The following is a 26,250-nucleotide window of genomic DNA, read 5'->3' as shown; positions in this document are numbered from 1 at the left end:
TGATTATAGCAATAGTTTTGATTAGCATTTAAAACTTTAATTTATGAATATACCGATTATACCAGGAAGAGGATTGGTCACAAGCACAGCTACAAATATGCGTTTGGACTTTTTAGAGACCAATAATATACAAACGAATTTAATTTCTAATGCACGATTAGACTTTCAAGACATTCGAAATAATATTGAGTCATATATAGGAAGTACAGAAATTCCTTTAGGAATTGTTGGGCCATTACTTTTTAACGATGCCGAAAAACAGGAATTAACCTATTGTGTTGCAGGAACTTTAGAAGGCGCTCTGATTGCAAGTATGAATAGAGGCGCAAAGGTGATTAGTAAAAGCAATGGTTTTTCTGCGGAAGTAAAATGGCAAAAAATGACACGTTCACCAATGTTCATTTTTGAAACAGAAAATGAAGCAACAATCTTTAAAAAGTATGTAAAAGATACATTTTCCAACATTAAAAAAGCCGCAGAATCACATTCCAATCATGCGAAATTAGTAGAAATAGAAAGCATTCAACATGATGAAGTTGTGCATTTGAAATTTATATATGAAACAGGTGATGCATCTGGACAAAATATGACAACCACATGTACTTGGCATGCGATGTTATCTATTGTGGAACAGTTTAAAAATGCTACTGATATTGTTCCTGTTGATTTTGTGATTGAAGGAAATGGCGCTTCTGACAAAAAAGTTTCACACTATAATATAGATAGTGGTCGTGGAATTCATGTCGTTGCCGAATGTACTATTCCAGAAGAAATCATCACTAAGGTATTACGAACGACTTCTGATAAGCTGATGAATTGTTTTCATCCATCTAAAAAACTTGCCAAAAAAGACGGAATGGTTGGTTATAATATTAATGTAGCCAATGCTATTGCGGCAATTTTTGTAGCAACAGGACAAGATTTAGCGTCCATTCACGAATCGAGTGTTGGAATCTTACATTTAGAGCAAAAAAATGGTGGTTTATATATGCAGCTTACGTTACCAAACTTAGTCATTGGAAGTGTTGGCGGCGGAACTTCATTGCCAAAACAATCGCAAGCATTGGAGATTATGAACTGTTACGGAACGGGAAAAGTGAATCGATTTGCCAAACTTATTGCTGGTTTTGCATTAGGATTAGAAATATCTACGTATGCTGCAATTGTAAGTGGCGAATTTGCAAAAGCGCATGAAAAGTTAGGAAGAAATAAACCTGTAAAATGGTTGTTGAAATCAGAAATTACGCCAGATTTTGTTGAATCGAGTTTGAATGGTTTTTTTGAAAATAAAGATATTCAATCCATACAATCGAAGAAATGTGATTTGTTAGCCAATGGAATTCTGACCAATATCGCATCAAAAGTTAATAAGAAAATCATAGGATTTATTCCTTTTCAAGTTGATTACAAAGAAAATAATAGGTTTGGAACGAATAACATATTAATCAAATCTAAACCCTTAGATGATGAAGTTATTAAAGGTTTGCATACAATTGCGGCTTCTATAAATCCGGAACTTTCAGATTTGTTGAGAACGTCCAAGCGACATTTAGAATACCATGCTAGTCATTTGAAGGAAATTGAATTGTATGAATATTTGAATAAAAGTGGATTTAAAAATATGCCTGCTTATTATGGAAAACGTGTAAATTCAAAACGAGAGATTTATATGTTGATTCAGGAATTTTTGGATGTTTCAGACATGAAAATTCTAAATTCAGAAAATCACCCTGAACATTGGAAACCCGTAACTATTCGTTCTCTAATTACAACGATTACAACGTTTCATCAAAATGTATCTATAATAGATGTGAAGCATGTACAAGAATTTAAACCTTGGAAATCTCCCGAATTATACAAAAAAATGATGCACATTTTAATTACAGAATGTGCAGATGTAACACATCAACTAGCTTTGTGTGCGTTGCACGATGAAATTGATCATTTAGAAAATGAAGCAAATGCTTTAAGCGTTGAAAAAACAGTTATCCATAACGATTTTAACCCAAGAAATATTGCTGTCAGAAACGATGATTTTCCTATTATTTATGATTGGGAATTAGCCGTAATCGATTTTCCGCAGCGAGATGTTATAGAGTTTTTGAGTTTTGTGTTACCACAAAATTTTACAAAAGAAGTATTCTATTCATATCTAAAAGAACACTATCAATTACACCAAAATGCTGATTGGAATGAATGGTTAAAAGCGTATAAATATTCATTAAAAGTGTATATCATCACCAGACTTTCGTTTTATGAAGTTTCAGGAATTTTGATTCCGTATGATTTCTCCAAACGTGTATTAAACACAGCACTTTCAATGTTAACTTACTTGAGCGAAGATGTATAGTTTTTTACAACATATCTGCATTGTTTTAGTGCCATTGATCATTTCAAATGTATTGCATATGATCATTATTAAGAGAAATACATTTCAGTGGTTAAAACGTCCAATTTCCAAGAAACTATTTGGAGCAAACAAAACATGGAGAGGTTTTGTGTTTGTTTCGCTAGTGAATGCTTTTCTATTATACATACTAGATTTAGCTTTTGGATTCAAACTGTCGAATGCATTCTTTTTAGGTTGCATGCTTGGTTTTGCATATATGATTTTTGAATTGCCAAATTCATTCATGAAACGAAGATTAGGAATTCAATCTGGAAAACAGGCAAAATCAAACAAAATTCTATTCGTATTAATTGACAAAATGGATTCTGCATTTGGCGTGAATCTAGTGTATTTCTTGTTAGGTTTTGTAAACTATCAATATGCACTATTGTTGTTTGTGTGTAGCAGTTGTACACACATTATCATCAGTCAAGTATTAGTTCAATTACAAATTAAAAAATCATTTTAATATGAAACGAGAATTAATAAAATTTAAATAGCAATTTCATAAAATGAATATTTAAAATTTTTAATCTGAAAACGCAGTGATTGCATGCGTTCTTAATTTTATAATAAAGTTAGCCAAATAATTATTAAAATTTAAACGCATGAAAAAAAAAGAAAATATATATAACGTTCCCAATTTTTTGAGTTTTTACAGATTGCTCACATTTCCTTTAATCTTGTGGTTTATTTATGCAGGAAAAGAAAACTTATTCGCGATATTTTTATGTGTCAATTTAATCACAGATATTTTAGATGGATTAATTGCACGTATGTTTAATTTGAAAACAAAATTTGGCGCAAAGCTAGATTCATTGGCAGACAACGGAACATTCATTGCTGCGTTTATCGGAATCTTTACTTTTAAACTCAACGAGATGTCTGAATCTATTTGGATGCTTTGGCTCTTTATCGGTTTTTTTATTGCTGGTTTACTCGTTTCTTTTGCCAAATTCAAGCAATATCCTAGTTTACATTTATACACCACAAAAATTGGTGGTTACGTACAAGGAATCTTTATTTTCATTTTATTTGCTTTTGATTATTACGAATATCTCTTTTATGTCGCCATGATCTTTGGATACATTTCACACATAGAAGAAATCATCATTTTACTAACCTCTAAAGAAATGAAAACGGACGCAAAAGGACTGTATTGGGTTTTAAAGGAGCGTAAAGAAATAACGCATCAAACTTCTTACGAATAAGATGGCTTTCAGTATTTATAAACAATCAGAAACGATTCGGATGTTATGTATCGCAATTGTAGGTGTGATTTTTGGATTCATAACCTATGAGATTATATATTATGTAAATCCGTTTGCTCCAAAAGCTACGATAAGTTGGATATTTGCTTTCTTACTCGGAATTGCACGACAACATGCGCTTCACAGACATTTTACTTTTCATGATAAAACATCTTATTTTAAAAGTTTGCGCAAAGCGTACATTGTAGATATTGGTGCATTATTTTTTAGTGCAAGTTTGAATTGGTTTTTGTCTGAAACTTTACAGCTGCATCATCGCATTGTTTGGATTTGTTGTTTGTTGTCAACAGCTTTGATTAGTTTGGTACTTTTGAAAAGCTATATTTTTAAAGTTCCTGTAAATTCTAAGTAATGCTGTGTTTTTTCTTTTTTACAAGAAAATAAATATGTCCGATATCTTCATCAAAGCTATATTTCGGATAGTAAATTTTAATAAAAAATTAAAATTTACTATTAAATAGCAAAAGGACAAATTTTTGTTAGCGAGTGAAATAAATACTGGTTTTCTTGAAATTTTTAGTGTTAAATAAAACTCAAAATTTTTTCAATTTCAGTCTGAGTTTCCTACATTCACAACAAATAAAATGAATGGGTTCCAATTTTTTTAATTTTTTACTGATTGCAGGTGCGATTCAAGGATTTATCTTTAATGGCGTTACATTACTATCACAGAAAAAAGTTGATAAGGTTATTATTTTTTTGAATCTTACAGTTTTCTTTTTATCACTTAACAATTTGCAAGCTTGGTTAATTGCGAAAGAATTTCGATTCGATATTTTCTTTTTGCGACAATTTTTAGTGCCTTGGTATATGTTTATTATGCCAATGTTTTACATGTTTTTGATTCATTATTTGAAGATTCAAGATCGTGTAAAAGGCTTTCTAAATTTTGCTGTAATACTTTTTGTGATCGAATTGATTGCACGTACTTATTTTATTTTAAATGCTTCTGAAGATGATGTTTCAGCGATAAAAAGATATACATCTATTGAAGAAATCGTGAATGCCGCATTTGCTATTTTTCTTTTTATAAAATGTCTTAAAATTGTATTTGAACAAAATAAGTTGCTCGATTTTATTGTAAGTTATGATGACATTATTTGGATAAAACGTTTCTTGATTTTAGGAAGTCTTGTGTTAGGATTTTGGATTTTTGCTATTGTCTTGAATAATTATTTTAATGATTTACGAGCATATTATCCATTACGATTGGCAACTTCTATATTGTTATATTGGATTGGTTATCAAGGTTTTTTTAGGTATACATTGGTGAATGATCGTATTTTGTTACGAGGGAAATTAGCCGAATTAAAGCCAGAAACGAACCAGAAAATAGTACCACAAGAAGAGAATAGTTTGTCTGAAAAACATCAGGAGTCATTTGAGAATATCGCAAATTATATACTAAATGAACAGCGATTTTTAGATGTTTCTTTGAGTTTAGAACAACTTTCAGATGAGTTGAATATTAGTTCGGGACATTTGTCAAAATTAATCAATACATATAGCGATCATAACTTTTCAGACTATATCAATTCATTACGAGTAGCGCAAGCGAAAGCTTTATTGAAAGATGATGATTTTGATAACTATACCATTGTGGCTATTGGTTTGGAATGTGGATTTAATTCACGGTCTACCTTTTATACAGCGTTTAAAAAGTTTGTAAATCAAACACCTTCTGAGTATCGTAAATCACATTAAAGTGTCTTAAATTTTCATTTGATGAAGATTTCGGATGCAACATTTTCATAGGCAAACTACATTCGTTTCATACTAATTCTAAAACTATATAGTATGAAAACATTCAAAAAGCAATCCCGATTATTTAGTATATTCTTAATGATGTTGTTGTTATTTCATAGTTGTAATGTGTACACACCAGAATCTTCCACATTGGATGAAGCTGCAACAAGCAATAGAAGAGTTAAGATTCATACAAATGAAGGAAAACGTATTCGGTACAAACGAATCTTTAAAAAAGAAGGATTGTATTATGGAATTCAAAAAAGAGATACGGTTCAAGTTAATACATCTAATATTGAACGATTGCGTTTAAAAAATAATGCGTTGTCTATAGTGTATACAACATTACTTTCTTTAGTTGGTGTATTAACGATTGCAGTTTTTATAGCACTTAAAAACCTGAGTATTTCTGTTTCTGGTTGAGATTTGAGTTTGCTGTATTGTTAGCAAAACAAAAATCAATTGTTAGAAGATTACAAGAAGTAATCAGCTAAATAAGTTAAAAAAATGTCCTAATTCATAGATGAAAGCGTATTTCGGATATCTAAAATATAGATATAGATTAGGTTTACACTTTATTAAAATTCTTTAAAAATAATACTAAATTATAATGATTTAACATAGTTAATATGAAGTTCAAAATATATATAGCAACACTTTTAGTTCTTTCAATATCGATTTATTCTTGTAACCAATCTGACTCATCATCTCAAGCAAAGAATAATACTGATTGTGATAGTGGAATAGAAAAGGCAGTTTCCGATGCTGAAAAGGGAAACTACAAACTTCGATCACATGGATTGCGTTACGATTCTGATTTTGAATTTAATAAGTCATACAGGAGCTTTGTTTTAAATAAATACGGAATAGCGGTAGAAATGGAGAGTATAAGTTGTGGAATTCTCATTACTGAGTCTCAGGAAGATGAATGTTATTCGAAAAAGATGAAAACACTTGTCTTAGGGAAATTTGGAAAAGATATACATGAAAAAATAAAATCTGAAGCTCAAGTTCATTATAAAAATTATATTCAGGAAAAAATTGATAACGGACATGTGTTTTCTCAAGTAGAAATTGATACAATTCCCAAATTTGTGGGAGGACAAAATTCTCTTAAAGATTTTTTAAGCCATAATTTAAAAAATATAAATACAACAAAAGATAAGGTATATGTCGGATTTGTAGTAGAAAAAGATGGTTCAATTAGTGCTATTAAAACTGGAGAAACAAACGAAACAGTTAATAATAAACTGATTAATGTATTGAAAAAAATGCCAAAATGGAAGCCTGGTATTTATTTAGGAAAACCTGTTAAAGTAAGGGTATATATTCCAATTAAATTTTAATAGAGAATAGAAATAAATCTAAAAAAAACGCCTCGAAATTTCGAGGCGTTTTTATATATATTAAGAATTGAAAAAATTAACTTTCTTTCTTGTCTTCTCTTGGTTTGCGATTATCACGTCCGCGATTATCTCTTCCTCTGTTATCACGTCCACCAGAACGTTTGTCATCTCTTGGTGGTCTTGCAACATATCCTTCAGGTTTTGGTAAGATAGCTTTACGAGATACTTTTTCTTTACGTGTTTTTGGATCAGTTCCAAAATATTTCACGTCTAAAATGTCTCCCATTTTTACTACATCACTTACGTTATCTGTACGTTCCCAAGCTAACTCAGAAATGTGTAATAATACTTCGTTTCCTGGTGCTTCTGTATATTCTACAACAGCTCCAAAATCTAGCATTTTGATAACTTTTACTTCGTAAATACTTCCTTTTTCAGGTTTGAATAATAAAGAATCTATTTTTGCCATAACTGCATCAATACCTTCTCTTCCAACACCTAAAATTTCTACGATACCTTCTTCAGTAACTGGATCTTCGTTAATAACGATTGTTGTCTCAGTTTCTTTTTGCATCTCTTGAATTACTTTTCCACCAGGTCCAATTAAGGCTCCAATAAAGTCATTAGGGATTCTACGTGTAACCATTGTTGGCGCGTGATCTTTAACATCAGCATTTGGTGCAGCAATTGTATCAGTCAATTTACTTAAAATGTGTAAACGTCCTTCACGTGCTTGTTGTAAAGCATTTACCAAAATTTCGTATGATAAACCTTTTACTTTAATATCCATTTGACAAGCTGTAATACCTGCATCAGTTCCAGTAACTTTAAAATCCATATCTCCTAAGTGATCTTCATCACCTAAAATATCAGATAATACTGCATATTTTCCAGATTCTGCATCAGAAATTAATCCCATTGCAATACCCGAAACTGGTCGTGTCATTTGTACACCTGCATCCATTAATGCCATTGTACCAGCACAAACAGTTGCCATAGAAGATGAACCGTTAGATTCTAATACTTCAGATACAACACGTACTGTATACGGGCAATCTTCTGGAATCATTCCTTTTAAACCACGTTGTGCTAAGTTTCCGTGACCAACTTCTCTTCTTGAAGTTCCTCTTAACGGTCTTGCTTCACCTGTACAAAAAGGAGGGAAGTTATAATGTAAATAGAAATTCTCCTCACCTTCGTAAGATGGCATGTCTATTTTGTTTGCATCTCTTGATGTACCTAAAGTAACAGTTGCTAATGCTTGCGTTTCTCCACGTGTAAATACTGAAGAACCATGTGTTGATGGTAAGTAATCTACTTCACACCAAATTGGTCTAATTTCGTCAGTTTTACGACCATCTAAACGTAAACCTTCATCTAAGGTTAAGTTACGAATTGCTGATTTTTCAGCTTTTCTGTAATATTTAGAAACTAAATCTCCGAAATCTTCTAATTCTTCTTCTGAAAAAGTAGCTTTGATTTCTTCTTTAATTTCTGCAAATGCAGTACTTCTTTCATGTTTAGCAGAACCAGCTTTTGCAATTGCATATACTTTGTCATATGCCATGTCATAAACTTTCTTCTCTAAATCTGCATCTTCTCTTTCAGGATCGTACTCACGTGTTTCTTTCTTACCGAAAGCTTCTGCTAAACGAACTTGTGCAGCACATTGTACTTTAATAGCTTCATGTGCAAACTTGATAGCGTCTGCCATTTCTTCTTCAGAAATTTCATCCATCTCACCTTCAACCATCATTACAGAATCAGCTGAAGCTCCAATCATCATATCGATGTCAGATTCTGCCAATTGTGCTCTTGTTGGGTTAATTACAAATTCACCGTTTACACGTGCTACTCTTGCTTCAGAGATAGGACATTCAAATGGGAAATCTGATAATTGGATAGCTGCTGATGCGGCTAAACCTGCCATTGCATCTGGCATCACGTTTTCGTCATGAGACATTAACTGAATCATCACTTGTGTTTCTGCGTGATAATCTTTTGGGAATAATGGACGTAAAACTCTATCCACTAAACGCATAGTTAATACTTCACCGTCACTTGGTCTTGCTTCTCTTTTGAAGAAACCACCAGGATAACGACCTGCCGCAGCAAATTTTTCACGGTAATCCACCGTTAAGGGTAAAAAGTCAACATCACTTTGTTTGTAGTTCGAAACAACTGTACATAATAACATACATTTTCCCGACTGTACAACCACAGATCCATGTGCTTGCTTTGCTAACTTTCCTGTTTCGATAGAGATTTCTCTTCCATCACCAAGGTCTATGACCTCTTTAAAAACTTTTGGAATCATAAATTTTTTTTAATTCTAATTAAACAAAGGTCGTTGTGTTGTTGTGTGTGTAGTTGTTGTTTTGACCCAATGAAAAACCAGTAATAATAGCTTTTTATTACTTTTCAATATTGTGAAAAGTGTACTTATATATATTAAAAAAAGAGGCACGAAGCCTCTTTAGTTTTATTTTCTTAATCCTAATTCTTTTACGATCGCACGATATCTGTTGATCTCTTTTTTCTTTAGGTAATCTAGTAAGCTTCTTCTTTTACCTACTAACATTACTAGAGAACGCTCTGTATTGTAATCTTTACGATTTCTTTTTAAGTGCTCAGTTAAGTGATTAATTCTGTGTGTAAATAATGCAATCTGACCTTCTGATGTTCCAGTGTCTGTTGCAGATTTCCCGTGCTTTGCGAAAATTTCCGCTTTAACTTCTTTAGTTAAGTACATGCCAATATTAATTTTAATGATTTTTATGTATTAATACGTTTATCGTATCAAGCGGCAAATATACTACTATTTTTTTAAAATGAATTGTTTATTATGTCTTTTTGAAGTGTATCATTTTGCAGTACATATAGTGTGCTTAGAAATCATTTAGTACTTGATTAGTTTATAGGTTTCATGATGGTTGAATAGTCCAAGTATTATCAGGATTTAGTATCGCTGTCATATCATATATACCAGGAGGAAATTCGATAGTTGCAAAGTGAGAAATTTGATTTATATTTAATACTTCTCCTTGTTCATAATATCCAAAAGTTAATCTGTATTCTATTTCGGGAGAAAAATTAAAGCCCATGTTTGGTTCTGCTTGACGCGCAAATGCAGCAAAACCAGACATTCCAGTTCCTATAGCCGCTTGTTTCTGTACTATTGTAGCATCACATTCAATATGTTGCAAACCGTTGTAGTTTGGATTTGTAGTAAGGTCTTTATATTGATATACTCCGTTTTCTTGGGTAAATGTAATGTCATTGTTTTGCGATAAACCTCCATCTACGATTTGATTAGGTTCAAATACAACACCTGGAGTGAGTAGTCCAGTTTCTGCCCAAGTAAAAATATACTCAGTCTCCCATTTGTAGTTTAAAAATGTATTAGGATGTGCGCTTTTAGAAAACCATGCTAGCGACATTATATTTGGATCTTTTATGTTTGAATCTAATTGGAATAAACAAAAATCTCCTGTTTGATCGCTATTATTTTGAATGTTTAGTGAATACTGTGCCATGATTTTAGTATTTTAAAGATTAGTGAACGAATTTAATTCTTTCATGTAAAAAATCATAGCGTGTAAATACTCGTTTTTTTAACCGTATTTAATCTTAAAGTGTTGATAAATAGTGAGAAGCGTAATGAAAAAAGGCATCCAACTGGATGCCTTTTTTTAAATATGTTTAAAATAAAACTATGCTCTTACAGGTTGATTCTGAATTAAATCAATGTATAAGTTAATTTTGTTTTTCAAATGTTTTCTGTGTGAAATGAAATCTAAGAAACCGTGTTCTAGTAAGAATTCAGACGTTTGGAAACCTTCAGGTAAATCTTTTCCTGTTGTATCACGTACAACTCTTGGTCCTGCAAATCCGATTAATGCACCAGGCTCTGCAATGTTAATGTCTCCAAGCATTGCAAATGAAGCGGTTGTTCCTCCAGTTGTTGGATCCGTACATAATGAAATGTATGGAATTCCAGCATCTGCTAATTGTGCTAATTTTGAAGATGTTTTTGCTAATTGCATTAATGATAATGCTGCTTCCATCATTCGAGCTCCACCAGATTTAGAGATAATCATGAATGGAATGTTGTTTTTTAAAGAATAATCTGCCGCACGTGCAATTTTCTCTCCAACAACACTTCCCATAGATCCTCCAATAAAAGAGAAGTCCATACAAGCAATGACTAAGTCTTTTCCTTTCGATTTTCCAACACCAGTTTTTACAGCGTCTTTTAATCCAGTTTTTTCTTTGGCAACTTTAAGTCTGTCAACGTATTTTTTACTGTCTTCAAATTTTAAAGGATCTTTTGAAGTTAGATTTTTGTCTAGCTCTTTAAATTTCCCTTCATCAAATAGTATTTCGAAATATTCTTTACTTCCAATACGAACGTGATAACCGTCTTCAGGACTTACGTAATAGTTTTTTGCTAATTCTTCAGAATCAACAATTTTTCCAGTTGGTGATTTGTACCAAAGTCCTTTGGGCGTGTCTTTTTTATTTTCTGTGGAAGTTTGAATTCCTTTTTCTTTTCTTTTAAACCAAGCCATATGATTTATGAGTTATGATATACAATGTTAGGATTGTGGTTGCAATACAATCGTTTTTGTTGCGATCAATTAGTTAGTTTCGTTTTTTACTAGCCTACAAAATTACTGTTTTTATTAATGAAACTCAAAATTTGAAACTGCTATCTGCCGATTCGAATATTTTAGATATTAAAAAACCTCGCTAACACATTGTTTTTCAGTGTCAACGAAGTTTATTTTGTTTGCGTTAGGGATTGAAGCGGCATCCTTTTATAAAAAGATATAGCCGAAAGCCCGACCTTTTTAGGGAACGCCCAAATATTATAACGTATTTACGTTGTTTAAGTCTTCAAAAGCTTGCTTTAAACGTGTTTTGAATGTTACTTCACCTTCACGTAACCATTTTCTTGGATCGTATGTTTTTTTGTTAGGAATGTCATCTCCATCAGGATTTCCAATTTGCTTTGCTAAGTAATCTTGTTTCGTTAACATGTAGTCACGAATTCCTGTCATGAATGCAAATTGTAAATCTGTATCAATGTTCATTTTAATTACTCCGTACCCAATTGCTTCTCTGATTTCTTCTAGCGTAGAACCTGATCCACCATGAAATACAAAGTCAATATGATTGTGCTCAACATTGTATTTTTTAGAGATATGTTCTTGCGAATTTTTTAAGATTTTTGGAGTCAATTTTACATTTCCAGGTTTGTATACACCATGAACGTTTCCGAAAGCTGCCGCAATTGTAAATTTTGGACTTACTTTCATTAACTCTTCGTATGCGTACGCAACTTCTTCTGGTTGTGTGTATAGTTTTGAATCGTCAACATCGCTATTGTCTACACCATCTTCTTCACCACCTGTAATTCCTAATTCGATTTCTAGCGTCATGCCCATTTTGCTCATGCGTGCTAAGTATTCTTTACAGATTTCGATATTTTCTTCTAATGGTTCTTCCGAAAGATCGATCATATGTGAACTGTATAATGGCTTTCCAGTTTCAGCAAAGTGCTTTTCACTTGCATCTAATAAACCATCAATCCAAGGCAATAATTTTTTTGCACAATGATCTGTGTGTAAAATTACAGGAACTCCATATGCTTCAGCCATTTCATGTACATGTTTCGCACCAGCGATAGAACCTGCAATGGCAGATTTTTGATTTTCATTGCTCAATCCTTTTCCTGCATTGAATTGTCCACCTCCGTTTGAGAATTGAATAATTACAGGAGCATTTAGTTCCGCAGCAGTTTCTAAAACTCCGTTAATTGAGTTAGAACCTACAACATTTACTGCTGGTAAAGCAAAGCCTTTTTCTTTGGCTAACTTAAATATTTCTTGTACTTCATCTCCAGTAGCAACTCCTGCCTTAATTGTATGACTCATCGATTTTAGTTTTTTTGTTTGGTTTACAAAAGTAATAAAAATGTGATGAGTTTTTAGGTTGTTGTTAATTTTAGAAGCGAAACAGTAATGACTTTTACGAATTTGATAATTTTAGCCGTTTTTAACCTTGTATTCCTGTGGAAATGTTTGTGTTTTTATAGAATTATTGATTTGTTTTTGAAAGAAATAAAACGCTGTTTAGTAATGGTTTGATAACGCAAACGTTTTAGTTGTGTTTGTTGAAATTTCTTTTGATTAGAATTTGTATTTCACTTGCTAGCAATTCGTGATTTATTTATAAGTAGTTTCTCTAACAACCTTTATTTTTTTGTGTTGATTTTTCAAATCAGAACTTTTTATTTTACCATGTAATACTAAAAATGTTTCAAGATCTGCTGAAGAAAACCCAATACAAGATTCTTTTAGTTGTACTTGATAATTTTCAAATGTATTATTAGAAGTGTTTTTTAGATTTAAATTATAAATGATTTTAATATCCATTTCATATCCGTAATCGGGAACAGTCTCAATCATAGATTTCGATTTCCTTACTTTTTTGAATTGCCCAATTTGTTTCCAATTCGGATCTACACAGATATCTATTTCATGAGTAATTTCCCATTCGCCAATTTCATCTTTGATATCTAATCTTCCATTGTTTAAGAGTAGTTTTTTCCAATTTAATTCAGTAGCTGTGATTATGTCATTATCAAAATATTCGCGAGCATTTTTAATATTCCATAGATTTACGGTATCTAGAAGTAGTACGTCGTCAGCTATGTCGTTTTCAAAAGGAAAGAAGTGTTTCTCTATTTTATTTTTAATAGTACTTGATATAAAGCCTTTTCCAAGCAAGCTGTCAGAAGCGGAAATGATTTTAGTAGCTATTTTATCCAAATCAATAGTTTCCAGTCTGAGTATTAAATCACTTGGATAGCCAGAATCATCTTTGCATACAATGTCAATAGAAGAATCTACATAATTTCGTGCGTTTTCAGAAAGTCCTTTTCTTTCAGGATTACTACAAGAGAGAAAAAATATGGATACTATTAAAGTGTAATATTTGATATCATTCATTAATAAGTAATTAGATTCAAATATAGTAAGAATTTTAGAAGGGATAATTAATTCCAATATTGTAAACAGCGTTTCCAAAGTTGTAATCTTTAAACCATCGATTGCCAATGTCATACGCTGGATCGTAGGTTTTGAAACCAACATCAAAACGTAGTACGAAGAAACTAAAGTCGTAGCGCAATCCAAATCCTGTTCCTAGCGCGATATCTTGTAGTGATTCAAAACCATTAAATTTTCTATCGGTGTCTTCAATATCATCAAATACATTCCAAATGTTTCCAGCATCAGCAAATAATGCGCCTTTGAAACTTCCGAATAAGTCAAAACGATATTCTAAGTTTGACGTTATTTTTAAGTTTGCTTCATTAAAGTCTAAAATACTAGCCGAACGTCCAGGACCTAATTGGTATGCACTCCAAGCTCTGTTGTCGTTTGATCCACCACCAAAGTAACTTCGTGCAAACGGAATGTTGTCTGAGTTTCCATATGGAATAGCAATTCCGAAAAATGTACGAAATGCTAATACATCTTGCTTTCCAGAAAGTTCCCAATGTTTGATATAATCAAATTCTGCTTTTACATATTGCGAATAAGGAACGCCAAATAACTTGTATTTCCCTCGATCATTTTTTTGAAGATTTGCACTACTTGCAATCGTAGATAATAAGTTTCCTGCTAATTCCAACTCGGTTCTAAATTGATAGAAATTATTATCAGAAAGGTTTTCCTTGTTGTTGTGTGTAAAATTGATTTTTGATGAAGCAATTAAATTGTCTTGCGTCAATCGGAATTGTCGTTGTGCAACACTTAATACTGTTGAAAGCTCACTTGAACTTACAGCGTGATTGCTAGATACAACATCATTAATAAACGTGTCCGTTTCGCCTGAAGCGATATTTAATGAAGCATCTGAGTCAATATAATTTGAACTCTGAGCAACTGCATTTAAACGATCATATGAACTTTGATATACATTGAAATAGTTACTTGCATTTAAGTTTCGGATAAATTGCAAATTGAAAAGTTCAAAACTAAATGAGTTCTTTTTACTTGGTGTCCAATTATACCGAATCAATCCTGTAAAGTTTTGTCTGTCAAGCCCAATATTTTGCTGCACACTTGTTCCTAATGAAATGACAGTTGTTGGCAGCATATATTTTGGAATAATTCGTTCTGTATTAAATGGAAAGAAAAAGCGTGGAAAGCTTAGTTTTACATCTGTTCCAATTTCAGAAATATTAAAGAATTGATCTTCCGAATCAGCAACATCTTTGGAAGCACCAAGTGTTCCACGTGCAGAAATTTCAAGTGTTTCTGCGCCGCGAAATATGTTTCTGCTAATTAACGATGTACTAAATGAAAACCCGTAATCTTGAATGTTAGAATGTGTAATGTCAATATCAAAACCAAGAGAAAACTTTTTTCTAGGTGTTAAGTAAATATCAGTAATCAAGTCAGTTAAGCTGTCATTTTCATACTTATATTGAATATTCGGATACTTAAACGTTCGTAAATTACTAATATGTTTGTACGTTAATGTTCGGTCATTGTCTCGGTAAATTTCTCCTGGATTGATGAAAATTGCATCTGTAATTGCTTTTGGGCGAAAACGTAATTTGTCATTCGAGTAAATGGTGAAGTTCTTGTATGTTACCGAATCTGTATATGTTTTTTTAGAATTTTCATACGTGTAATCCGTATAAATATTCACTTTCTTAACACGATGTACTTTGTATTCTTCTTCAACAATCGAATCGCTTTTTCGAACTTGTAAGTTGTTTATTTTGAGCGAAACTGCCAAATCGTAATCTTTATTAATCGTATCAAGTCCGACAGTTGGCTTAATGGAGTTTAGCTGAAAATTATAAATTCCAGAATTTCTAAATAAAACAGTTAAACGTTCACGTTCATTATAAAAATCACTTGTGTTAAACTGATTACCTATTTTGATAAAAGATTTGTCTTTACTAAGATTGTAGATAGAATCTAAATCGGATGATTTTATGGTTACTTGTAAACTGTCAATCTTATAAGGTTCTCCAGTATTTACAGTATAATCAATACTTGCTCTTTTTTCTTCTTTAGAAGGAATAATGTCATACTTGGCTGTTGCGTTAAAATATCCTTTATTTTGATAGTATACTTTTAAACGATTGGTCGTTTTTTTCGTTTTTCGATCATTAATAATTATAGGTGCTTCTCCAGTTTTTTTCAACCAATTATTAAAACCTCTTTTGTAATTCGCCATTTCTCTAATTTGTTTATTAGAGTAGCGCCTTTTTAAGCGTTCATAGCGTTTAGGATCTTTATTAATCCAAGCATTAAATACTGAGTCAGGATCTTGTCCAGCAAGATTATATATATTGAGTCGTAACGGATAATTTAAAAAACGACTGTTTGGTTTTTGATACATTTGACTCAATGCATTAACATCGTTTGATTTTTCGTCGTTGACAATCAAATTATTTTTTACTAGTAATAATTCACCATCTTTTACACGCTTGATAGAATTACAAGCGCTAAACAATGTGGCAATTATAATAAATAATGATATTTTTGCTAAAAAGGATTTCAATAAGAGGTGTTTTTCGAATTCAAAATTAAACTATTTGCATGATTAGCAAAAGACAAATCAAAACAATAACGAGTTTACATCAAAAAAAGTACCGAAAATCAACAGGACTCTTCGTTGCGGAAGGCAAAAAAGTCATTGAAGAGTTTCTAAACTCTAATTTTGAACTTGATACGTTGTTTACTACTGATGAAAATCTGTTTGATATAGATAAAAAAGCAGTATTAATTTCTGAAGCAGAACTTAAAAAAATAAGTTTCTTAAAAACACCGAACAAAGCGCTTGCACTTTTTAAAATTTCTGAAGCTAGTATTCTTGATCAAAATGGATTGATTTTGATGCTTGATGATGTTCGAGATCCTGGAAATTTAGGAACTATTATTCGTTTGTGTGATTGGTTTGGTGTAAAACAGCTCGTATGTTCGGAAGCTACTGTTGATTGTTACAATCCGAAAGTGATTCAAGCAACCATGGGTTCACTAACGCGCGTGAATGTTGTGTATACAGATTTAAAAAATTATCTATCAGAAACAAAGTTACCAATTTTTGGAGCGTTTATGGATGGAAGTAATGTGTATAAAGCCGAATTGCCAACTGATGGAATTCTCGTCATGGGAAATGAAGCAAATGGTGTTTCGGAAGAAATTTCAAACTTAATTACTGAAAAAATAGCAATTCCACGATTTGGAGAAATACAACAAACTGAAAGTCTCAATGTTGCAATGGCAACAGGAATTTTATTGAATGAGTTTAAAAGAAGTATGTTTGCTTAATTGTGTTGTCTTAGTATATCTCTAACTTCCATGAGTGCATAACCAAGTAAATTTGAACCACTCCAAAGTTGTGGGTTTTTAGCATTTTTATGATTTTGATCCAAACCAATTCCCCAAATATGATCTACAGGACTTGCTTCTGTCAATATCCTATTATTTGTAGTTTTTAAGAATTCTGCTAAGGCTGGGTTTTGACTAAATTTTTCAAAGTTTCCTTTGATAACAATATCAAACCTATGTTCCTCCCAAATTGTTTGATCAAAATTACGAACTTTTCTACCAAGATTTTTTGCTTCTCCAGGCGTATTACATGTTACTATTTTTGAATAAATTTCTTGATCTTTAAATAATGAAGCTTTTTCAGCCATCATATAATGTTCAGCAGTTTTAAATATAACTCTGTTAATTATGAATGAAGATTCATACCATTGACTAAAACAAGATTTAGTGATTTGATTAGATTTTTTATGTCCCCAAAAAAATAAGAACTTTAAATTATCACCTTTTTCTAGCTGTGCTATTATTTTCTCATTAGTATATTTCATATGTAAAATTCCTAGAGATTCTATCAAAATGTGTCACATTGAGTGCGGTCGAGATGCTACTGAAACGTAAAATTAATAAAAACTCCACGCGATTGCATTTTCTGAATATTACTGGTCCAAGGACTGTTTGGGTCCTTATCACGAACCAATTCATCATTTAATGCAAAAACTCCACGAATAGAAGGTGTAAATTTGAAGTAATACAAATAGAAATCAACTCCAAAACCTAATTCGTAATAATAGGTCGTTTTTTTCATACGAAACTGATTATTACTATTATCATCTGGATTACTTTCATTACTAGATAAATTCAAAGAAGTTGAAAATCCACCAACGATAAAAGGTTTTATATTATTGATACGTTTTGTTCCAATTTTTAAAAGTAATGGAATGTGTACATAACTAGATTTTACTTCACGTTTTCGATCTACAAGATCTGTTAGGCCATAACTTTCAGGATATTCTAAATTACGTGTAGAAAAGAAAATTCCTGGCTCCAAACGCAAGTTCATATAATTATTCAATTTTACATCACCAACCAATCCAACATTAAAACCTGTAGAAGGTTTTAATTGAATTGCATCTGCATTATTGTTGTAGGTGAATTTAAAATCGTAACTATTAAATCCTAAAAAATAACCCCAAGTAAGTAAGTTATTATCAATTTGTCCTTTTCCTCCACTTGCATCATTTAATACTTTTTTCTTGCTAAATAACTGAGCAGAAACAGACTGTATTGCAAAAACACAACATATGATTACCAAAAACTTCTTCATAAAATCTATTTTGTTGCGGTGTAAATAGTCGCTACACCAAACGTTTGTGGTTTATCGTTCACATCTATAAACCCAATTTTTCGTAAAATATTGTTGAAGTTCTCACCATAAGGAAAAGCAGCAGCAGATTCTGATAAGTATCCGTATGCAGAATTGTCCTTAGAAAAGAGTTTTCCAATTAATGGTAGTATGTTTTTTGTGTAAAAGTTATAGAATTGTTTAAAAGGTGTTTTTACAGGAACCGACGTTTCCAACACTACAAAAATTCCACTAGGTTTTAAAACTCTTAGAATTTCTTGCAATCCTTGTTCTAAATTTTCAAAATTTCGCACGCCAAAAGCAACAGTAATTGCATCAAACGAATTGTCTTCAAACGGAAGTTTTTCACCGTCGCCTAAAACCATTTCTATCTTTTCGTGTAACGCTTTCTTCTTAATTTTCTGTTTTCCAACTTCCAACATTCCTGGCGAAATATCTAATCCAACAATGCGTTCAGCGCTCGTTTCTGCTAAATTAATAGCCAAATCAGCAGTTCCTGTAGCAATATCCAAAATGGTTTTTGGTTTTTTGTCACCAACCAAACGAACTACTTTTTTTCGCCATTTAATATCAATACCAAAAGAAATTACACGATTCAAACCGTCATAATTCTTTGAAATTGTATCAAACATCTCCGTTACCTGTTCCTTTTTACCAAGATTTGACTCTTTGTATGGTGTTACATTCTTCGACATGTAGAAAATTTTGGCAAATATAAACATTCCTAAGATGAATGTAGTATTGCAAAGCCTATAATTTATGTAGGATATACGATTCTGATAGTCAATAGACAAAGTATACCTTACTAATTGCTTTTTTATCGTATATTTGTCTTCTTTTTTCAATAGATTATTCAATGAAAATTATTATCGCTGGAGCTGGTGAGGTAGGATATCATTTAGCAAAACTCCTTTCTTACGAATCTCAAGATATTACCCTAATAGACTGCAACAAGGAAAATCTTACGTATGCAGATGCGCATTTAGATATTCGTATTATCAAAGGTGATGCAACTTCAATCAATGTTTTAAAAGAAGCTAGAGTTGCCTCAGCGGATTTAGTAATTACGGTAACTTCTTCTGAAACAACTAACATTACTATTTGTGTATTAGCAAAGCAACTGGGTTGTAAACGTACTATTGCACGTATTTCTAATACTGAATTTATTGATAATCAGGAAGAATTGCGCTTTACAGATTTAGGAATAGATGAATTAATTTCTCCTGAAAAGTTGGCTGCTGCCGAAATAAAATTATTACTAGATCAATCTGCATTTAACGATAGTTATGAGTTTGAAGATGGAGCGTTAACAATGGTTGGAACCACTTTACAACGTACAGCACCATTTGTTGGGAAAAGTGTAAAAGAAGCTGCAAGTGTTTTTCCAGAACTACATTTTGTGCCGATTGCTATTCAGCGTTATGGAACGCAATACACATTAATTCCTCGTGGAGATACATTATTTAAAGAAGGTGATCAAGTATATTTTATTACTTCAAAAGGTGGTGTAGAAGAATTATATAAATTAATTGGAAAAGTAAAAGAAGAAATCAAGAATGTAATGATTCTTGGTGGAAGTAAAATTGGAATCAAAACATCAACTGATTTATGTGAAAATCGATTTAATGTAAAATTGATTGAAAAAGATAAATCAAAAGCATTTGAGTTGGCAGATGATCTTCCAAACGCTTTAATTATTCATGGTGATGGACGAAATGTAGAACTGCTTGAAGAAGAAAGTATTTATGATATGGATGCTTTTATTGCGGTAACTGGAAACTCTGAAACGAATATCATGTCGTGCTTAGTTGCCAAATCTAAGAATATTCGAAAAACAATCGCGCTCGTAGAAAACATGGATTACTTCCAACTATCACAATCTATTGGAATTGATACATTGGTCAATAAAAAACTACTAGCGGCAAATAATATATTTAGACACATTCGTAAAGGTGAAGTTGTTGATATGACACGATTGAACAATATGAATGCAGAATTGCTAGAATTTATCGTAAAGCGAACTTCTCGCGTATGCGGAAAAAAAATAAAAGATCTCGATTTTCCAAGATCAGCCATTATTGGTGGTGTCATTCGTGAAGGCGAAGGATTGATTGCTTTAGGTGATTTTGAAATAGCACAAGGTGATAGAGTTGTAGTCTGTAGTCTTCCAAGATCAATAAATAAAGTAGAACAAATGTTTCTATAACTGTCACGAATGAGAGTAAATTATAAAATCATTTTTCACCTCATGGGACTATTATTACTTTGTAATGGTGGTTTTATGTTTTTGGCTACGTTAGTCAGTTTTATATATGAAGATGGTGTAACGCTAGAACTGTTTTTAGCAGGGTTGGTGACAATTATTGGTGGTTTATTATTCATGTTAACCACACGTGATCATAAAAAAGAAATTAAAAAGCGGGAAGGATACATTGTTGTAACTTTCGGCTGGATTTTTATGTCCCTTTCGGGAACATTTCCGTATTTATTTACAGATGTTATTCCAAATTTCACCAATGCATTTTTTGAAACAATGTCCGGTTATACTACTACTGGCGCAACTATTCTTGAAAAAATAGAAGGTTTGCCTGAAGGTGTATTGTTTTGGCGAAGTTTGACGCATTGGATAGGAGGAATGGGGATTATTGTATTGGCAATTGCTATTTTACCATTGCTAGGAATAGGAGGAATGCAGCTATTTGCAGCAGAAGCGCCTGGCCCAAGTGCTGATAAATTACATCCAAGAATTACAGACACTGCAAAGCGTTTGTGGTTAATTTATGTTGGATATACGGTAGCAGAAACTATTCTATTGAATCTAGCAGGAATGTCCTTTTTTGATGCAATAAACCATGCGTTGTGTACTTTATCTACAGGTGGGTTTTCTACAAAAGATGCTAGTGTTGCACATTGGAATGGGCAGCCAATTATTCAATATATTATTATTGTATTTATGTTCTTGGCAGGAACAAACTTTGTTTTAAGTTATTTTGCTTTTAAAGGAAAAGTTCAAAAAATAATCAGAGATGAAGAATTTAAAATTTATACAATTCTTACACTTATATTTACGGTAATCGCAACGGTAATTATTTACACGCAAGTTGATGTACAACCTTCAGCATATCATCCGATGGTTTGGGGCGAATTGGAAAGCGACTTTAGACATTCGTTATTTCAAGTCATTGCAGTAATTACCACAACTGGGTTTGTAACGGCAGATTTTACTTCGTGGACAACCTTTTTAACGATTTTCTTTTTCGGTTTAATGTTTCTTGGAGGTTCGGCAGGTTCAACTTCTGGTGGAGTAAAAGTAGTTCGACATTTATTAATGATAAAAAATGGATTGTTAGAGTTTAAACGAACATTACATCCAAGAGCAATTATTCCTGTGCGTTATAATAGTAAATCAGTATCAGAACATATTGTATATAACATCTTAGGATTCTTCATTCTATACATGTTGTTGTTCATTATTGGCGCCTTAGTTTTAGGTTCTGTAGGATTAGATTTTGAATCAGCAGTTGGTGGAGCTGCATCTTCTTTAGGAAATGTAGGGCCAGCTTTAGGTTCGTTAAATCCGCTTGAAAACTACAATGGAATTCCTGCGTTTGGAAAATGGTGGTGTACATTTTTGATGCTTCTTGGACGTTTAGAATTATTTACGGTATTAATTCTTTTAACGCCATTCTTCTGGCGAAATCGCTAGTTTTTAGCGTTTTGAGAAAGTAAGTTTTTAATTTTTTTTTGAAAGTTGTGTAACATTTTTTGTTTTGATGCGTCATACAAGTGTAATCAATCAAAAACAATATTATGAAAACTACACACCAATTAAACGTAAATTCAGTTCCCGTCGAAGACGGTCAAAGAGGTTTATTAAATTCAAATTATAAACAACAAACTCGATCAAATTTTACAGGTCGTTCACTATTCGGTTTAAAACAACGTGTTAAAACCAATCAACATCAATTAACTTCTGTAACAGGAACAATTCTTAAAGTTTCAGTATTTGTGATCGCGTATCTTATCGCTTTCGTATAGAGATTCTCAAAAAAAAGGGGAAAAATCCCCTATAAAAGGGTTTTTTAACTTCAAATGTTTTGGTCATCTTTACATCAGTAAAAAAAAGAGATTAAAACACAATGCGAAAAACATTTAACTTTCTGGAATTCTGTTTATTAGCAACAATACTTTTATTAACAAGTAGTGTAGTGATGATCTTTACAAATATGGATGTTTCTGTTGAAATGCCTGTGTCACGAACATTGTTCGGTATCGATTTAAATTATTGCATTGTTATCTTTTACGCCTTTAATTTATTTTTATTCTTCGGAGTTAAAGAGTTTTTTTGGCGATATAAACGAAAGTTTCCAAATACCATTATTTTATCTAGTGGTATTATATTAACGATTTCACTTTTAATACTTAATATTATATAGTTAGTCTCAATTAAGGCAAAAGATGTCCTTATCAAATATCTTTTGTCTTATGTATTACCATTCTCGTAAAGCGAGAATACTTTAGTTTAACGATCAAAAAAAGCTGTTTTCTGAAGAAAACAGCTTTTTTTTATGATGTGTTATTTTATCTTTTTTAAAGAACGTCTTTTATTTGTTGAATTGCAGTTCTCAATTGTGCTTCAGAAGCTGCATACGAAATACGAATACAGTTTGGATCTCCAAATGCATCACCTGTTACTGTAGCAACATTTGCTTTTTCTAATAGATATAATGAAAAGTCTGTAGCGTTGTTTATAGTTGTTCCGTGCAACGTTTTTCCAAAGAATGCTGATATATCTGGGAATACATAAAAAGCGCCTTCAGGCGTGTTTACGTTGAATCCTTCAATTTCTCTTAATAATCCTAAAACGATATCTCTACGTTTTAAGAACTCATCCATCATGTATTGGATTTTATCTTTAGAAGCTTCCAAAGCGGTAATTGTAGCGCGTTGTGCAATACAATTAGCTCCGCTTGTTACTTGTCCTTGAATTTTATTACAAGCGCGTGCTATTGCAGTTGGAGCACCAATATAGCCAATACGCCATCCAGTCATTGCAAATGCTTTAGAAACACCATTTACGGTAATTGTTCTATCATACAAAGATGGAATTCGAGCAATACTGAAATGTTCTTTTGTAAAGTTGATGTGTTCGTAAATTTCATCTGAAACTACATAAATATTTGGATGCTTTTCTAAAACTTCTGCCAATGCTCTTAATTCAGCTTCGCTATATACTGAACCACTTGGATTACAAGGTGAACTAAACCAAATCATTTTTGTTTTTGGTGTAATTGCAGCTTCCAATTGTGCAGGCGTCATTTTAAAATCTGTATCAATAGATGTTGTTACCTGAACTGGAACACCTTCAGCTAATTTTACAATATCGCTGTAACTTACCCAAAATGGAGCTGGAAGAATTACTTCATCACCTTCATTTAATAAAACCATCGCAATATTTGCTAACGATTGTTTTGCACCTGTTGAAACTACAATTTGCGAAGCTTCATACGTTAATTGGTTGTCACGTTGAAATTTATTAATAATGGCTTTCTTCAAGTCTGCATATCCATCTACTGGCGTATAGCTATTGTAGTTGTCATTAATTGCTTGAATTGCCGCATCTTTAATAAAATCAGGTGTATTAAAGTCAGGTTCTCCTAAACTTAAACCGATAATATTTTTTCCTTCATTTCTTAACTCTCTTGCTTTTGCAGCCATTGCAAGTGTTGCTGAAGTAGCCATGTTTAAAACACGCTCAGATAATAGTGCCATTGTTGTGTTGTGTTTAATCTGTATTTAATAACTGAATTGTGCGAAATTAGTTATTTTTGGTTAAGGATAAAAAATAGTTGCCAATAATAACAATAAGAAATGAAAAACGAAGAAAAGTTGAACTCAGAAGAGTATTTTGTGGAAACTGTAACAACACAAATATCAGAAACTAAGAAACGACTAGATCGATTGGTGTTTCTTTTAATCTTAATGATTGCTATTGGTGCTATTTACTATGAAAATCCACCAGAAAGTTTCAATTTGGTAATTTCTAAAATTACACCATTAGGATATCATCTAGGAATTATTTTTGGCTTGTTGGGCGTATTTGCATTAATAGGTTCAAAGTTTATTGATTATATCACCAAAAGAAAAAAAATTGATGATTACTTAGTGGACAACAGTTTTTTGATTCAAAATTATAAAGCTGGTTATGTACCATTTACAGAAGAAGCTTCAGCGGATGAAATTGAATTAAACAAATTACATTATGTTTCAAGAACTGTAATTCCTAGTTCGTTTTACGAATTTTTCTATACATTATTTATCTCAAAAAATGACCTACGCTTACCTTCAGCTATTATATTGATTGGAATTTTTATGTTTGCGCATGCGGTTTCTATAGTGCATGTATTTCGTATCTGTGAAGGGAATTATAAATTTGCTGCCGTAGCTTTAGTAGGCGTTTTGTATGCTATTCTGTATTATGGGTTTATAAGTTCTATACGAAAATACAGAGAGAAATTAGCTGATAAAGCATTTGTTTTATGTCTTGTTTCAGCGCTTATTACAATTGTTGGATTAATTATTTTGTATAATCTATAGTATAAAAAAAGCCTACATAGAAGTAGACTTTTTAAAATTGTATTTATTTTTTTGACTTAGTTAGAAAAGCGCATCTTTTCTAATCTATAGTATTCTCTGAAGGTTATCATACGTTCTTGTTCCTCATCCCACAATTTGTGGAACATCATTTTTATACCATCTTTAAAAGAAAGTGTTGTAACGTATTTTGATAAGACTTTATTTTCTGTAAAACACTTCTTTAAGTTGTAATTTGGAATTCTACTATTTAAATGGTGAATGTGATGAATTCCAATATGTCCAGTAAACCATTCCATGATTTTTGGTAACTTTAAATACGAACTTCCTTTAATTGCTGAAAGTAAGAAATCCCAATCTTTTTTCCACTTTTTATATGAAAACTCATGTTGATGTTGAATGTAGAAAAACCAAAAAGCAATGATTCCAAAGAAGAATAAAATAATAAACTGAACCGCAAAAAAGTTTGCCCAACCTGTTAAGTAACCTAGTATTAAATATGGAATAATAATTACAATATTATCTTTTAATAGAAGGTAGGTTGTTCTTCTCCAGTTGTTAAATGTAAGAAACGGATATTTTGTAGTAATAATTAAGTAATACACAGGTGCAATTACAAAAATCACAATAGGACTTCTAAATACTTTATATTTAAATTTTCCCCACCAGTTTTTTGAACGAAACTCTTCAACAGTCATTGTTGGTAAATCTCCAATTTGTCTAGTTTCAAGTTGTCCGTTGTGTCCGTGATGAAACGTGTGTGTTTCTGCCCAATATTTAAAAGGTAAAAAGCTAAATACACTACAAATGTATCCTATAGCGTCACTTGCTTTTTTCGATTTAATAAATGAATTATGTCCGCAATCATGTTGAATTATAAAAATTCTAACTAAAAAGAATGCGTTTACAATACCTAATAGAAAGGTAAGGATTAAAGAAAAATCAAGTGTAAAATACATTAAAACCCAAACAGCTATGAATGGTAAAAATGAAGAAGCTATTTGTCCAATGGCTTTTTTAGTACTTTTTTTCTTGTATTTAGCAATCATTGACTTCCAATTTCTTAGAGCGTCTTTAATTTCTTGATCAACATTTGGTTGCGTCATGGAGGAACTATTTAATCTTTAAATTGGTAACGAAATACGCTACTTTATATTGCAAATATCGTAATTTGAAAATAATA

24 protein-coding genes are annotated in these 26,250 nt (G+C 31.9%); 12 read left to right on the top strand and 12 right to left on the bottom strand.

Going from position 1 to position 26,250, the window contains the following annotated elements:
* Positions 1–43: 43 nt before the first annotated feature.
* From ACUUYC_RS01875 to ACUUYC_RS01845, 7 genes are all read left to right on the top strand, one after another.
* On the top strand, positions 44–2,350 hold the full coding sequence (locus ACUUYC_RS01875; protein WP_474263218.1) for a phosphotransferase: 2,307 nt from the start codon (positions 44–46) through the stop codon (positions 2,348–2,350).
* 58 nt (positions 2,351–2,408) lie between these two features.
* On the top strand, positions 2,409–2,858 hold the full coding sequence (locus ACUUYC_RS01870; protein ID WP_474263216.1) for a CDP-archaeol synthase: 450 nt from the start codon (positions 2,409–2,411) through the stop codon (positions 2,856–2,858).
* A gap of 139 nt (positions 2,859–2,997) precedes the next feature.
* Positions 2,998–3,600: a CDP-alcohol phosphatidyltransferase family protein gene (locus ACUUYC_RS01865; RefSeq protein WP_474263214.1), complete on the top strand. Its 603-nt coding sequence runs from the start codon at positions 2,998–3,000 to the stop codon at positions 3,598–3,600.
* Between the two features lies 1 nt (position 3,601).
* Positions 3,602–4,012, top strand: coding sequence for a GtrA family protein (locus ACUUYC_RS01860; RefSeq protein ID WP_474263212.1), 411 nt, complete (start codon positions 3,602–3,604; stop codon positions 4,010–4,012).
* Between the two features lie 236 nt (positions 4,013–4,248).
* A complete protein-coding gene (locus ACUUYC_RS01855) occupies positions 4,249–5,364 on the top strand; it encodes a helix-turn-helix domain-containing protein (RefSeq protein ID WP_474263210.1) in 1,116 nt (371 codons plus the stop codon).
* 93 nt (positions 5,365–5,457) lie between these two features.
* On the top strand, positions 5,458–5,829 hold the full coding sequence (locus tag ACUUYC_RS01850) for a hypothetical protein (protein WP_474263208.1): 372 nt from the start codon (positions 5,458–5,460) through the stop codon (positions 5,827–5,829).
* Positions 5,830–6,035: 206 nt separating this feature from the next.
* Complete coding sequence (locus ACUUYC_RS01845; RefSeq protein ID WP_474263206.1) at positions 6,036–6,752, top strand: energy transducer TonB; 717 nt, start codon at positions 6,036–6,038, stop codon at positions 6,750–6,752.
* 76 nt (positions 6,753–6,828) lie between these two features.
* Here the strand turns inward: ACUUYC_RS01845 and ACUUYC_RS01840 are convergent, their stop codons facing one another.
* The 7 genes from ACUUYC_RS01840 to tamL form a co-directional block, all read right to left on the bottom strand.
* Positions 6,829–9,069, bottom strand: coding sequence for a polyribonucleotide nucleotidyltransferase (locus ACUUYC_RS01840; RefSeq protein ID WP_474263204.1), 2,241 nt, complete (start codon positions 9,067–9,069; stop codon positions 6,829–6,831).
* A 165-nt stretch (positions 9,070–9,234) separates the two neighbouring features.
* Positions 9,235–9,504, bottom strand: a complete 270-nt coding sequence (gene rpsO, locus ACUUYC_RS01835) for a 30S ribosomal protein S15 (protein ID WP_474263202.1) — start codon at positions 9,502–9,504, stop codon at positions 9,235–9,237.
* A 172-nt stretch (positions 9,505–9,676) separates the two neighbouring features.
* Positions 9,677–10,288 carry a hypothetical protein gene (locus tag ACUUYC_RS01830; protein ID WP_474263200.1) on the bottom strand — a complete coding sequence of 204 codons (612 nt, stop codon included), beginning with the start codon at positions 10,286–10,288 and terminating at the stop codon, positions 9,677–9,679.
* Between the two features lie 177 nt (positions 10,289–10,465).
* Positions 10,466–11,323, bottom strand: coding sequence for an acetyl-CoA carboxylase, carboxyltransferase subunit beta (gene accD / locus ACUUYC_RS01825; protein ID WP_474263198.1), 858 nt, complete (start codon positions 11,321–11,323; stop codon positions 10,466–10,468).
* A gap of 300 nt (positions 11,324–11,623) precedes the next feature.
* Positions 11,624–12,691, bottom strand: a complete 1,068-nt coding sequence (gene fbaA / locus ACUUYC_RS01820) for a class II fructose-bisphosphate aldolase (protein WP_474263196.1) — start codon at positions 12,689–12,691, stop codon at positions 11,624–11,626.
* A gap of 291 nt (positions 12,692–12,982) precedes the next feature.
* Positions 12,983–13,768 (bottom strand): hypothetical protein, encoded by a 786-nt coding sequence (locus ACUUYC_RS01815; RefSeq protein WP_474263194.1) that lies wholly within the window; start codon positions 13,766–13,768, stop codon positions 12,983–12,985.
* 34 nt (positions 13,769–13,802) lie between these two features.
* Entirely contained in the window at positions 13,803–16,343 is a 2,541-nt protein-coding gene (gene tamL, locus ACUUYC_RS01810; protein ID WP_474263192.1) for a translocation and assembly module lipoprotein TamL, read from the bottom strand.
* Between the two features lie 38 nt (positions 16,344–16,381).
* Here tamL and ACUUYC_RS01805 point away from each other — a divergent pair, with 38 nt between their 5' ends.
* A complete protein-coding gene (locus tag ACUUYC_RS01805; protein WP_474263190.1) occupies positions 16,382–17,113 on the top strand; it encodes a TrmH family RNA methyltransferase in 732 nt (243 codons plus the stop codon).
* On the opposite strand, the gene ACUUYC_RS01800 is transcribed toward ACUUYC_RS01805, so the two are convergent.
* From ACUUYC_RS01800 to ubiE, 3 genes are read right to left on the bottom strand one after another with little or no spacing between them, the layout of a single operon-like run.
* Positions 17,110–17,658, bottom strand: a complete 549-nt coding sequence (locus ACUUYC_RS01800) for an NADAR family protein (protein ID WP_474263188.1) — start codon at positions 17,656–17,658, stop codon at positions 17,110–17,112. The two genes, ACUUYC_RS01805 and ACUUYC_RS01800, sit on opposite strands and share 4 nt — an antisense overlap.
* A 56-nt stretch (positions 17,659–17,714) precedes the next feature.
* Positions 17,715–18,434, bottom strand: a complete 720-nt coding sequence (gene porT / locus ACUUYC_RS01795) for a type IX secretion/gliding motility protein PorT/SprT (RefSeq protein WP_474263186.1) — start codon at positions 18,432–18,434, stop codon at positions 17,715–17,717.
* Positions 18,435–18,439: 5 nt separating this feature from the next.
* Complete coding sequence (gene ubiE, locus ACUUYC_RS01790) at positions 18,440–19,168, bottom strand: bifunctional demethylmenaquinone methyltransferase/2-methoxy-6-polyprenyl-1,4-benzoquinol methylase UbiE (RefSeq protein WP_474263184.1); 729 nt, start codon at positions 19,166–19,168, stop codon at positions 18,440–18,442.
* Positions 19,169–19,329: 161 nt separating this feature from the next.
* On the opposite strand from ubiE, the gene trkA reads away from it, so the two are divergent.
* The 3 genes from trkA to ACUUYC_RS01775 all read left to right on the top strand — a co-directional run bounded on the left by trkA (position 19,330) and on the right by ACUUYC_RS01775 (position 22,511).
* On the top strand, positions 19,330–20,679 hold the full coding sequence (gene trkA / locus ACUUYC_RS01785; protein ID WP_474263182.1) for a Trk system potassium transporter TrkA: 1,350 nt from the start codon (positions 19,330–19,332) through the stop codon (positions 20,677–20,679).
* A gap of 9 nt (positions 20,680–20,688) precedes the next feature.
* Positions 20,689–22,179 (top strand): TrkH family potassium uptake protein, encoded by a 1,491-nt coding sequence (locus ACUUYC_RS01780; RefSeq protein ID WP_474263180.1) that lies wholly within the window; start codon positions 20,689–20,691, stop codon positions 22,177–22,179.
* Positions 22,180–22,283: 104 nt separating this feature from the next.
* Positions 22,284–22,511, top strand: coding sequence for a hypothetical protein (locus tag ACUUYC_RS01775; protein WP_474263178.1), 228 nt, complete (start codon positions 22,284–22,286; stop codon positions 22,509–22,511).
* Between the two features lie 552 nt (positions 22,512–23,063).
* Here ACUUYC_RS01775 and ACUUYC_RS01770 read toward each other — a convergent pair.
* Positions 23,064–24,245 carry a pyridoxal phosphate-dependent aminotransferase gene (locus ACUUYC_RS01770; protein ID WP_474263176.1) on the bottom strand — a complete coding sequence of 394 codons (1,182 nt, stop codon included), beginning with the start codon at positions 24,243–24,245 and terminating at the stop codon, positions 23,064–23,066.
* A gap of 99 nt (positions 24,246–24,344) precedes the next feature.
* On the opposite strand from ACUUYC_RS01770, the gene ACUUYC_RS01765 reads away from it, so the two are divergent.
* Positions 24,345–25,070, top strand: coding sequence for a hypothetical protein (locus ACUUYC_RS01765; RefSeq protein WP_474263175.1), 726 nt, complete (start codon positions 24,345–24,347; stop codon positions 25,068–25,070).
* A gap of 56 nt (positions 25,071–25,126) precedes the next feature.
* On the opposite strand, the gene ACUUYC_RS01760 is transcribed toward ACUUYC_RS01765, so the two are convergent.
* On the bottom strand, positions 25,127–26,173 hold the full coding sequence (locus tag ACUUYC_RS01760; protein WP_474263173.1) for a fatty acid desaturase: 1,047 nt from the start codon (positions 26,171–26,173) through the stop codon (positions 25,127–25,129).
* Between the last annotated feature and the right edge of the window lie 77 nt (positions 26,174–26,250).

The sequence above is a fragment of the Kordia sp. E genome (genome assembly GCF_056033805.1).
Note: the sequence above shows the minus strand (reverse complement) of the source record. Positions and strands in the feature narration are given on the sequence as shown.